The 10,600-nt window shown below is 50.9% G+C and carries 11 protein-coding genes and 1 pseudogene; 6 read left to right on the forward strand and 6 right to left on the reverse strand.

Annotation, left to right across the window (positions count from 1 at the left end):
• Nucleotides 1-9 precede the first annotated feature (9 nt).
• The 5 genes from dnaN to mutM all read right to left on the reverse strand — a co-directional run bounded on the left by dnaN (nt 10) and on the right by mutM (nt 5,188).
• Nucleotides 10-1,128, reverse strand: a complete 1,119-nt coding sequence (gene dnaN / locus QZ280_RS01345) for a DNA polymerase III subunit beta (protein WP_293440391.1) — start codon at nt 1,126-1,128, stop codon at nt 10-12.
• A 104-nt stretch (nt 1,129-1,232) separates the two neighbouring features.
• Nucleotides 1,233-2,609: a chromosomal replication initiator protein DnaA gene (dnaA, locus tag QZ280_RS01350; RefSeq protein WP_293440392.1), complete on the reverse strand. Its 1,377-nt coding sequence runs from the start codon at nt 2,607-2,609 to the stop codon at nt 1,233-1,235.
• Between the two features lie 525 nt (nt 2,610-3,134).
• Complete coding sequence (gene rpsT, locus QZ280_RS01355) at nt 3,135-3,398, reverse strand: 30S ribosomal protein S20 (RefSeq protein ID WP_293440394.1); 264 nt, start codon at nt 3,396-3,398, stop codon at nt 3,135-3,137.
• A 97-nt stretch (nt 3,399-3,495) separates the two neighbouring features.
• Complete coding sequence (locus tag QZ280_RS01360) at nt 3,496-4,272, reverse strand: enoyl-CoA hydratase (protein ID WP_293440396.1); 777 nt, start codon at nt 4,270-4,272, stop codon at nt 3,496-3,498.
• A 64-nt stretch (nt 4,273-4,336) separates the two neighbouring features.
• Nucleotides 4,337-5,188, reverse strand: a complete 852-nt coding sequence (gene mutM / locus QZ280_RS01365) for a bifunctional DNA-formamidopyrimidine glycosylase/DNA-(apurinic or apyrimidinic site) lyase (RefSeq protein ID WP_293440398.1) — start codon at nt 5,186-5,188, stop codon at nt 4,337-4,339.
• 100 nt (nt 5,189-5,288) lie between these two features.
• Here mutM and ubiE point away from each other — a divergent pair, with 100 nt between their 5' ends.
• Both ubiE and ubiB read left to right on the forward strand, forming a co-directional pair.
• Nucleotides 5,289-6,041: a bifunctional demethylmenaquinone methyltransferase/2-methoxy-6-polyprenyl-1,4-benzoquinol methylase UbiE gene (gene ubiE / locus QZ280_RS01370; RefSeq protein WP_293440400.1), complete on the forward strand. Its 753-nt coding sequence runs from the start codon at nt 5,289-5,291 to the stop codon at nt 6,039-6,041.
• A gap of 3 nt (nt 6,042-6,044) precedes the next feature.
• Nucleotides 6,045-7,580: a 2-polyprenylphenol 6-hydroxylase gene (gene ubiB, locus QZ280_RS01375; RefSeq protein WP_293440402.1), complete on the forward strand. Its 1,536-nt coding sequence runs from the start codon at nt 6,045-6,047 to the stop codon at nt 7,578-7,580.
• 110 nt (nt 7,581-7,690) lie between these two features.
• Here the strand turns inward: ubiB and QZ280_RS01380 are convergent, their stop codons facing one another.
• Nucleotides 7,691-8,080, reverse strand: a complete 390-nt coding sequence (locus QZ280_RS01380; RefSeq protein WP_293440416.1) for a hypothetical protein — start codon at nt 8,078-8,080, stop codon at nt 7,691-7,693.
• On the opposite strand from QZ280_RS01380, the gene QZ280_RS01385 reads away from it, so the two are divergent.
• The 4 genes and pseudogenes from QZ280_RS01385 to QZ280_RS01400 all read left to right on the forward strand — a co-directional run bounded on the left by QZ280_RS01385 (nt 8,013) and on the right by QZ280_RS01400 (nt 10,049).
• On the forward strand, nt 8,013-8,375 hold the full coding sequence (locus tag QZ280_RS01385; RefSeq protein ID WP_293440404.1) for an FHIPEP family type III secretion protein: 363 nt from the start codon (nt 8,013-8,015) through the stop codon (nt 8,373-8,375). The two genes, QZ280_RS01380 and QZ280_RS01385, sit on opposite strands and share 68 nt — an antisense overlap.
• Nucleotides 8,320-8,961 (forward strand): flagellar biosynthetic protein FliR, encoded by a 642-nt coding sequence (locus QZ280_RS01390; RefSeq protein ID WP_293440406.1) that lies wholly within the window; start codon nt 8,320-8,322, stop codon nt 8,959-8,961. Before QZ280_RS01385 ends, QZ280_RS01390 begins: the two co-directional genes overlap by 56 nt.
• A 7-nt stretch (nt 8,962-8,968) precedes the next feature.
• Nucleotides 8,969-9,952, forward strand: a pseudogene (locus tag QZ280_RS01395) (EscU/YscU/HrcU family type III secretion system export apparatus switch protein).
• Nucleotides 9,891-10,049, forward strand: coding sequence for an EscU/YscU/HrcU family type III secretion system export apparatus switch protein (locus tag QZ280_RS01400; protein ID WP_293440408.1), 159 nt, complete (start codon nt 9,891-9,893; stop codon nt 10,047-10,049). Before QZ280_RS01395 ends, QZ280_RS01400 begins: the two are co-directional and overlap by 62 nt.
• Nucleotides 10,050-10,600: the final 551 nt, after the last annotated feature.

Genomic DNA, 10,600 nt, shown 5'->3' on the forward strand with positions numbered 1-10,600 from the left:
CGGCTGGCTTTAAACGCGCATCGGCATGACGACGTAGACAGCGCTTGTGTCATTGCCTTCACGCATCAACGTCGGATCGCCGGAAGAGTTAAAGAGGAACACCGCATTTTCGCGGTCCACCTGGCTGGCTATTTCGAGCAAGTATTTGGCGTTAAAGCCAATTTCAAGACGCTCATCACCGTAGGCAACGGCCAATTCTTCTTCCGCAGCACCGCTATCAGGGGCGTTAACCGAGAGCACCAAACGGTCCTCATCAAGCGAAAGTTTCACGGCGCGCGAACGCTCAGATGAAACAGTTGCAACGCGATCTACGGCTTTGGCGAAGTCAGCTGCGTCAACTTCCAGCTTGCGCGTGTTGCCCTGTGGAATCACGCGCGTGTAATCGGGGAAGGTCCCGTCGATAACCTTGGAGGTTAGGGTGATTTCGGGCGTCGCAAAACGTACCTTGGTTTCCGATACAGAGACGGCGATTTGCATGTCGTCTTCATCCAGAAGCTTGCGCAATTCACCGACAGTTTTGCGCGGTACGATTACGCCAGGCATTTCGGATGCGTTCTCTGGCAAGTCAGCATCAATGCGCGCAAGACGGTGGCCGTCGGTTGCGACACAACGCAAAACTCTACCGCCTTCCGCGTCAGAGATGTGCATATAGACACCGTTGAGATAGTAGCGCGTCTCCTCGGTGGAAATCGCAAACTTGGATTTGTCAAACAAGCGCCGCAGAACGCTGGCTTGTGCTGAGAAATTTGCAGAGTACTCGGAGGTTGCCATCACAGGGAAGTCTTCCTTTGGCAATGTTGCCAAAGAGAAGTTCGAACGACCCGCTTCAATCGTGAGGCGGCCGGAGGTGCCATCATCATTCAATGTAACCTGCGCGCCATCGGGTAATTTGCGCACGATTTCGTTCAAAGTTGTTGCAGAAACTGTGGTCGCGCCTGCGCGCTCGACCAAGGCTTCAACCTTGTCGACAACTTCGATATCGAGGTCCGTTGCGCGGAAACGTACGTCGTTACCTTCCGCTTCGATCAGCACGTTTGCAAGAATTGGAATTGTGTTGCGGCGCTCCACCACAGATTGGGCGTGCGAGACGGCTTTTAGCAGCGTTGCGCGTTCGATGCTCATTTTCATGTGTCTCGCTCCTAGAAAGACGTGTCGAAACGACAAATTACCTGAAACGGTGCATCCCTCAAGCCCTTTCTAACAAAGGCGCGAGGGTTTGTTAGGACGGTTGCCTATTCTTCAAGCGCGCGACGCAGCATTTCGATGTCTTCCGCGATTTGGCCATCTTGAATTTTCAGCTCTTCAATGCGCTTCACGCCGTGCATGACCGTCGTGTGATCGCGGCCACCAAAGCGACGCCCGATTTCTGGTAAAGAGCGGCTAGTCAGCTGCTTGCATAGATACATCGCCACCTGACGCGGACGCGCAAAGTTACGCACGCGCTTGGGGCCGATGAGTTCCGATAGGCGGATATTGTAGTGCTCTGACACGCGTCGCTGAATTTCTTCGACGGTGATTTTACGCTCGGACGCGCGCAGCACGTCGGAGAGACAATCGACCGTGAGATCCATAGTGATTTCGCGACCCACAAGAGAGGCGAAGGCAAAGAGACGAGTCAGTGCACCTTCAAGTACGCGGACATTGGTGCTGATGCGGTGCGCGAGGAATTCGATGATGCCTTCGTCGATATGCAGGCCCGGATACTGGGCTTTTTGAATCTCGACTTTCGACTGGAGAATGCCAAGGCGCAGTTCGTAATCCGTTGGGTGCAGGTCGACAACAAGACCACATTGCAGACGCGATTTGATGCGATCCTCAAGCCCTTTGATTTCACCAGGCGCACGATCTGCGGAGATGATAATTTGTTTGTTTTGATCCACGAGCGCGTTGAACGTGTGGAAGAATTCTTCTTGAGTGCTATCTTTTCCGCCAATGAACTGAACGTCGTCAACCATGAGCACGTCAACCGCGCGAAAGAGGCTTTTGAAGTCCATCATTTTGCGTTCACGCAGTGCTTGCACAAAGCGGTACATAAATTGTTCAGCGGAGAGATAAAGAACCTTAAGATCAGGGCGCGCAGACTGAAGTTCATGCGCGATTGCATGCATTAGGTGCGTCTTACCAAGGCCAACACCGCCATATAGAAAAAGCGGATTGAACGTCACTGGGCCACCTTCTGCGACACGGCGGGCAGCAGCATGCGCAAGTTCATTCGGTTTGCCAACGACAAATGTGTCGAAGGTAAATCGCTTGTCGAGCGGAGCGCCTGCTAGAGAGTCAGGAATCCTGGAGAATTTTTGCGCAGGCGTATGAGTGTCTGGTTTGGGAGCGATCGCAGCGTGTTGCTTGCTGGTATCCGCAGGGTTGGCTTTGAGCACAGCGAAGTGGACGCGCTGAATATCGTGGCCGGCCTGTTGCGCCTGATAGACGATCATGTCGCCAAAGTTCTGTGACACATAGTTCCCGAGAAAATTCGTTGGAACACTAAAGCTTGCCACGCCATTCTTCGCGCCTACAAACGACAAAGGGCCAATCCAGTTGGTGTAGTTGTTCTTACCTACGGATGCCCGAAGAATGTCTTGTAATTGTCCCCAGTCGTCGAGCGTCATTTGAATTCTTTCTTTCCCAAACTTCTTTCGCGACTTTCTGTGGGCGAGCAGCACCACGGAAAGTCATGTCGATTTCGCGTAGCTTCGGAAAGCCTTACAAAACTCGAATGCTCAGCATATCGGCGGGTCCCATCCACCTACATGTGCTTTGCGTGACGTGCCAGAAACATAAGGAAGTTTGGTGAATCCAGTGTGAGACCGCACTTTGGGTCGCAACGCTGCTTCGTTCCACTCCGAGATTTCTCAGGCCAACATGAGTCGCTCTGCATTGATAGCAAGTCGTTGTGCGGCGCGGCAACTTATCTATTAACTTGACTCATTGAATGGTCGAAAAGAATCTCTTTTCACGGGTAAATGCAACAGATCGAATTGAAAATGCAGTGGTGCAAATGGAGTCATATTGACTGACTGAATTTTTCCAAAACCCAGCGGAGAATCGGCCAGAGAACCGTATAAACGACAAAAGCGCCATCCCATAACAGGTGGCGCTTAGATTATTTGTAAGACCAGCGTTTGACGCTGTGCTTAGCCGATTGCTTTGACGCGAGCAGAGAGACGGGACATTTTGCGCGCCACTGTGTTCTTGTGATAAACACCCTTGGTCACGCCGCGCATGATTTCAGGCTGTGCGTCACGAAGAGCAACGGAAGCCGCGTCTTTGTCACCGGATGTAATCGCCTCTTCTACTTTACGCAGAAAAGTACGAATGCGCGAGCGACGCGCTTTGTTTACTTGAAAGCGTGCTTCGTTCTGACGAGCGCGCTTTTTTGCTTGAGGCGTATTAGCCATATATCATCGTCCCACTGTTTGGGTTCGGTTTCATCTTGAATTTGGGTCTTTAGGGCCGACTCAGCTTTGTGTCAACAGGCCCCAAGGTCTTGGGTGATTATTTGTCACGAAATTGCGCTTGGCGCTTCTCTAGGAATGCGGCCATACCCTCCTTTTGATCTTCAGTCGCGAAGAGGGAATGGAATAACCGACGCTCAAACAGAATACCCTCGCTGAGGGTCGTCTCATAGCTGCGATTTACAGCTTCTTTGACGGCCATAGAAGTCAAAACAGACTTTTCCGCGATCTTCTGGGCAGCTCCAAGCGCTTCTTCCTTGAGCTTTTTCGCAGGAACAACGCGGCTCACAAGTCCGCTGCGTTCTGCTTCTTCTGCATCCATGAAGCGACCAGTGAGGTGCATGTCCATCGACTTGGACTTGCCCACAAACCGCGTAAGGCGCTGGGTGCCGCCGATTCCTGCAACAACACCAAGGTTGATCTCAGGCTGACCGAACTTTGCAGTGTCTGCCGCGATGATGAAATCGCACATCATTGCCAATTCACAGCCGCCGCCAAGCGCATAACCTGCAACGGCCGCAATGATCGGCTTGCGAGTCGCGCGCACTATGTCGCCTTCGTCTGCAAAGAAATTGGACATGAACATATCAACAAACGTCTTTTCAGACATTTCCTTGATATCTGCACCAGCAGCAAAGGCCTTGTCGGAGCCGGTCAACACGATGCAGCGCACCTTGTCATTCTTGTCGGCATCCAAAAGTGCTGTGCTCAGCTCGCTCAAGACTTGTGAATTCAAAGCATTCATCGCCTCGGGGCGATTGATACGAATGAGGGCGACGTGATCCTCGATTTCGACGATCAGCGTTTCATAGGCCATTTGGTTCGCTCACTGTTGTTGCGCTCAGATCTGATTGATTACCATGTGCACGGCGCGTTTCAAGCTATCTTTGGCAGGTGGGGCAATAGAAACTCGAGCGACCCGACTGCACGATACGCCTGATCGTGTTACCGCAATCAACGGTTTTACAGGGTTCCCCTTCGCGCCCGTAGACGTCAAAGCTATGCTGGAAATAGCCTAAATCGCCGCTGGCTTGGCGAAAGTCCTTAAGCGAGGATCCACCTGCTTCAATTGCATCACTCAACACCTGTCTTATAATCGGAACGAGGCTGGCAACACGGGGTTTGGAAATCTTGTTCGCTTTGCGGCTTGGCGCGATTTGCGCACGGTAAAGCGTTTCACACACATAGATATTTCCTAAGCCTGCGACGATGCTTTGATCCAAAAGCGCGGTTTTGATCGGGCTACCTTTGGTTTTGAGCACCTCGATCAAATACGCCTCATCAAAGCTATTCCCGAGTGGTTCAGGCCCAATTGAAGACAAAAGCTTGTGGCTGTTAGCGGCCTTTGTGTCTAGCAAATCCATCGCGCCGAAGCGGCGGGGATCGTTGAACGTTACACGCACGCCATTTTCCATATGAAAAACTACATGATCATGTTTTTCAGCAGGTGGATGATCATGGGTGAACTGGCCAATCTTTGCGCCAGAAATCAACATTCGCCCCGACATTCCCAAATGGATCAGAAGCGATTCGCCGGTATCGAGGTCCGCAAGAATGTATTTGGACCGCCTGCGCAAGCGCTCAATTTTTGCCCCTGTTAGACGCTCGCTCATCTGGTCGGGAAAGGGCCAGCGCAGATTGGGCCGATTCACATCAGCTTTTGCGATACGCGCGCCCTCCATGACGGGGGCAAGACCGCGCCGCACAGTTTCGACCTCAGGTAGTTCTGGCATTCTACATCCCCTTCCATTGCAGTGAGCGAGCCAAAAGGGCGCATTGTATCGTGTGTGCAGCGCTCTATAACGAAGGTCAAATAAAAGGATGGGCGTCTTCATGAGCGATCAGATTTCCGAGACCACACATTTCGGCTTTCAAACAGTACCTGAGACTGAAAAAGCAGGGCGCGTGCAAGGCGTGTTCAATTCTGTGGCGTCCAAGTACGACATTATGAACGACGTTATGTCGATGGGCGTTCACCGCGTTTGGAAAGATGCGATGATGGATTGGCTTGCACCCCGCGCGGGTCAGAAGTTGCTCGATGTGGCAGGTGGGACTGGTGATATTTCATTCCGCTTTTTGAAACGCGCAGGTGGTGGTCATGCGACTGTGCTCGATCTGACAGAGCCTATGTTGATTGAGGGTCGTAAGCGGGCTGAAGCTGGCGCGATGGTCGATTCGCTTGATTGGGTTGTTGGTGATGCGATGGCGTTGCCATTTGGGGACAACAGTTTCGATGTTTACACAATTAGTTTTGGCATCCGAAATGTGACCCGTCCCCAAGAAGCGTTGAACGAAGCATTTCGCGTTTTGCGCCCCGGAGGTCGCTTGATGGTTTTAGAGTTTTCGCAAATTCCAAACCCTGCGATGCAATGGGCGTATGATCGCTATTCCTTCAACGTGATCCCGCCTATGGGAAAACTGATTGCGAACGACGCGGATAGTTATCAATACCTTGTTGAATCAATTCGCAAGTTTCCTGATCAGGATACTTTCCTTGATATGGTGAAAAAGGCAGGCTTCAAAAATGCAAAGTACCGCAATCTGACGATGGGTATTGCGGCGCTTCATTCCGGTTGGAAAATCTAGCCGATGCGCGGACCGCATAACATTTGGCGTCTCGTAGTAACTGGTGCGACTTTGGAACGTACTGGTGCGATGGGTGTCGTGCTGGATGCGATGGACGCGCCGCGCCCTTTGCGTATTTTGGCGCGCGCTTTGGGATGGCCGTTCAAATGGCTCGGCTACAAGGGCGATGTAAACATGCCACCCGCGCCGCGCGCGTTGACCGCACTTGGACCTGCCTACATCAAATTTGGACAGGTTTTGTCGACACGACCAGATATGGTAGGCGATAAACTCGCGGTGCAAATGCGTGTTTTGCAGGACAAACTTCCACCTTTCCCGATTGAGGTGGCGAAAGAAACTGTCGCGCAAGAATTGGGTTTGCCTGCGGGACAAGTGTTTTCTGAGTTCAGTGAACCTGTTGCTGCAGCCTCAATCGCGCAAGTTCATCAGGCAAAGATTGCCGGCACGGACGAAATCGTTGCCGTAAAGGTGCTGAGACCCGGGATAGAAAAAGCGTTTCGTAAAGATATCGACGCTTTTTATCTGGCCGCTAAAATGATCGAATTACTCTCACCCGCTTCGCGTCGTTTGCGTCCTATCGAGGTCATAACGCATTTCGAAGGTGTCGTTCTGGGAGAGCTGGATCTTCGCTTAGAAAGCTCTGCCGCGTCAGAATTTGCTGCCAATACAGGCGATGATGCGGGTTTTACTTTGCCTGCGATAAAGTGGGATTTGTCGGCCCGTCGCGTGATGACGCTTGGCTGGGCAGATGGTGTCCCTTTAGGTGACAACGATGCGATTGATGCTGCGGGTCATCACCGTGCTGTTCTGGCTGCGCGCGTTTTGGAACTGTTTTTGAAGCATGCGCTGCGTGACGGTTTTTTCCATGCGGACATGCATCAGGGCAACCTTAAGGTGGCTCCGAATGGCGATATTATAGCTTATGATTTCGGGATCATGGGGCATATCGATGAATATACGCGCCGTGTTTATGCCGAGATTTTGTTCGGGTTTATCCGTCGTGATTACAAACGTGTCGCAGAAGTACATTTTGAGGCGGGATATGTGCCCGCGGACCGTGATGTTGAAGAATTCGCCCGCGCTCTGCGGGCGGTGGGTGAACCCATCTTCGGAATGGATGCGACCCATATTTCGATGGGGCGTTTGTTGAACTACCTGTTCGATGTCACGGAACGCTTTGGGATGGAAACGCGCACTGAACTAATTTTGCTGCAACGCACGATGGTTGTGGTTGAAGGCGTGGCGCGATCGTTGGATCCACATATGAACATTTGGCAGGTCGCGCGACCTGTAGTGGAAGAGTATATCAAAGGTAGCATCGGTCCGCTTGCTGTAGCGCGTGACCTATCGAAAACGGCGCAAGTTCTTGCGCGATTTGGCCCACGGTTACCCAGTTTGGTGGAAGCCGTGTTGATCAAGCAATCAGAACAACCCCCAACTTACGAACCAAGCAAAACAATAAGCCGGAGCTTGTGGTTTGTAGCAGGTGGAATTGTGAGTGTTTTGGCATTCAACGGCGTTCAAACATTGCTGTCTTAATTATGACTGCGAAGAGCGGATACTTTACCTGGTGCGACAGAAATTCCGCCTTTTAGAATCAGCATGGTTTCGCCATTTTCAATGACGGATTCACGCACTCTATTGTAGGCTTAATCGCTCTCAGTTGCGAGCGATGTTCCATTATTGAATGATTCAACTCTGAAGATGTAGGTGCCATGCGGGGCTTCCACATCGTTAGCGAAGTTACCATCCCAACTAAAGTCGGTGCCTGAGGCTGCGATGTTCTCTCTGGTCGCGATGCCGCCGGTTTTATAACGTACAACTAAAATGCGTTGATCTGCATCCGTACGATCGGGCGCAATGAGCTCAATGTCACTGCCATCGAAAAAGCCTTCATTTTCTGCGCGAACATCCATGCCGACCCATTGACCCAATTCCACCGCCAGCCATCGTGAGGCAACCTGCGAGTTTGTGCGACAGGCTCTGGGTCTCCAGCCTATTGCTAGTTTAAAACGAAAAGATGGAACAATTCCGCTCATCCAGCTTGCACCTGAGTGGGAACAAACATTCAGCACTTACCAACTTGAAACAGAGCAAGGCATCGCGAACATTGCGTTGCCACCAGATCTGTTTAGCAAGCTTGTCGCCTCAGTGGGCGACCAAGTATCGGAGCAAACCGAGAGGGGTGTCACGCCTGCGATTGTTACATCAACGCAGCGAAGACGATTTTTGCGGACAGCCATTTCAGCGCGGCGGATTGCCGCGCTAGTCCTGTCATTTGAAGAGATTTGTACCGAAGCGGTCCTCGCAATCGCCGGTGTTGCCGTGGCATGAGTTCTTTGGCCCAGAACTTTGGGTGCCATATGCACTAAGTTTCTTCCTTGTCCTGTTTCGCGTCGCTGCATCGGTCTCCTTACTGCCCGCCTTGGGCGAAGCGTCGATCCCCGCGCGCGGGAAACTCGTCATGTCGGTTTGCATGTCTTTGATCGGTTTCTCGGTTGTGCATGGTGTTTCACAAAATAGCTTGGCTGGCGCGAACTGGCTGAGTGCGGCCATCGGGATTGGTCTGTGGTTCGGCCTCATGCCCAGAGTTTCCGTTTTTTGTTTGCAAACTGCAGGATCAATAGCTGCACAATCAACGTCGTTGTCCCAGATTTTGGGATCCGCAGGTGCAGAACCTTTGCCCGCACTTGGCCATGTCATTACGGTGGTTGGGTTGACTTTGGCGCTTTCGCTCGGCCTGCATGTGAGTGCCGTTCAATATTTGATCGAATCTTACACGATTCGCCCGACCGGTCAGTTACCTGACATTTCCATCTTTTCCGAAGCTGGCATCGCGCAGATTGCATGGGGCTTCCAATTGGCATTCTCACTTGCGGCCCCCTTTTTTATTCTTTGGCTTTTTTTAATCCCGGTGTGATCAACCGATGGCAGAGCAAGATGATGCCGCGGACAAAAGTCATTATCCAACTCAGAAAAAGTTGGATAATGCCCGCAAGAAAGGAGAGGTCGCCAGATCAAACGAGGTAAATGTCGCCCTATCTTACTGCGGCATTTGGGTGCTTTTGGCGGTTTTGGGCGGTATAAGCGTCTCTTCGTTTGGTGCCACATTACAAATTGGTTTATTTAATGCGCTCGGTCGCGAGCCCAGTTTACACTTTAGTCTTGGATTGTTCGCACCGCTTTTGCTGGGTGCTGGGCAATTTTTTGGCTTAATGGCGATTGTGCCCGCTGCGTTGATCGTTCTAGCACTTTTAGAGCAACAGACTTTGCTGTTTACTTCTAGCAAATTGAAACCCAAAGCATCTCGCATCTCGATACCAAAGAACGTCAAGAATAAGTTTGGCCGGGGAGGGTTGTTTGAGTTTGCAAAAAGTTTTGTGAAAATCTTGGGTTTTTTGTTGTGCCTGGGTCTGTTTCTAAATGCGAATTTCGACACAATTGTAGGAGCCTCGGCAGCGAGTGAAGGTGGTGCTATTTTAGTCCTATTATATTTGGTGACATCATTCCTAAGCCTTGCAGTTCTCATCGCGACAGTCATCGCGATCATTGATTACGGATGGCAAATTTAGGAACATCAGCAAAAAAATCGAATGTCGCATAAAGGGCTGCAAGACGAAGCTAAGAAAAGCGGAGGCGATCCGCATCTCAAACAGGCGCGACGCTCGCGCGCTCAAGACGTTGCGATGAACCAAATGATGGGCGACGTCCCAACCGCAGACGTCGTCATTGTGAACCCGAACCATTATGCCGTTGCCCTTAAGTAGGAAGTATCACGGTCTGCTGCACCGATCTGTGTTGCGAAATGGGTGGACGATGTCGCTTTGCGTATCAAAGAAGTAGCGAGAGATGCCAAAGTCGTGTTACATTCCGAACCCACCCACAGCGTGTGCAATCTTTGCGGTTGTTGAAATCGGACAAGAGATCAACCCGGAGCACTATGAAGCCGTCGCCGCTGCGATTCGTTTTGCCGAGGCCTTAAGAGAGGTGAGCACGCGGAAATGGTGAAGGATAAATGGTCAGACCTCAAAGCGCTTGTTGATCTAAGCTTTGATTTAGAAATGCAAAAATTTGCAAAATTGTGAGCAGAGGAAACCGAACTTGTCGCCATGCGTGATAGGTTAGGTGAAATGAACAAAGATGCGCTCGATCAGTTTGCGGGTGTTCATCCGTCTCATCTTCTAAACGGAGATTTTATTTGGCAACCTGGGTTGGTCAGAACCTTGAAGTGATATGACGTGAACAAACAAGAGTGCGCGCACAGGTGGAAATCCAAAAACCTTCATTGCGCAAGGTCTTTGGTCGAAAGAGCGTGATTTCACGGTTAATGAAAAGCTAGACACACTCAATACAGCATTTGGCAACGACTCACATCGGAGCCACTAGATGTAGCAGTCTGCCTTAAGAAAGGCAGGAGGTAAGGCAGTAGCAGAAAATAAAGCTTAGATTAATTATTTGATTTAAAACAATAAAAACAAAAATAAAACTTTTTGCAGAAACAGCGAAAAAACCTCTTGCGGCTCTCGGTTGATAACACTAGAACCCGTTTCAGCAGCGAC

Source organism: Planktotalea sp. (genome assembly GCF_018607995.1).
In the GTDB taxonomy this organism is placed as follows: domain Bacteria; phylum Pseudomonadota; class Alphaproteobacteria; order Rhodobacterales; family Rhodobacteraceae; genus Planktotalea.

Bases quoted from the DNA above. Each gene is read 5' to 3' on its own strand.
- dnaN (WP_293440391.1), bottom strand. From the start codon at position 1,128: ATGAAAATGAGCATCGAACGCGCAACGCTGCTAAAAGCCGTCTCGCAC.
- dnaA (WP_293440392.1), bottom strand. From the start codon at position 2,609: ATGACGCTCGACGACTGGGGACAATTACAAGACATTCTTCGGGCATCC.
- rpsT (WP_293440394.1), bottom strand. From the start codon at position 3,398: ATGGCTAATACGCCTCAAGCAAAAAAGCGCGCTCGTCAGAACGAAGCA.
- QZ280_RS01360 (WP_293440396.1), bottom strand. From the start codon at position 4,272: ATGGCCTATGAAACGCTGATCGTCGAAATCGAGGATCACGTCGCCCTC.
- mutM (WP_293440398.1), bottom strand. From the start codon at position 5,188: ATGCCAGAACTACCTGAGGTCGAAACTGTGCGGCGCGGTCTTGCCCCC.
- ubiE (WP_293440400.1), top strand. From the start codon at position 5,289: ATGAGCGATCAGATTTCCGAGACCACACATTTCGGCTTTCAAACAGTA.
- ubiB (WP_293440402.1), top strand. From the start codon at position 6,045: ATGCGCGGACCGCATAACATTTGGCGTCTCGTAGTAACTGGTGCGACT.
- QZ280_RS01380 (WP_293440416.1), bottom strand. From the start codon at position 8,080: ATGAGCGGAATTGTTCCATCTTTTCGTTTTAAACTAGCAATAGGCTGG.
- QZ280_RS01400 (WP_293440408.1), top strand. From the start codon at position 9,891: ATGCCAAAGTCGTGTTACATTCCGAACCCACCCACAGCGTGTGCAATC.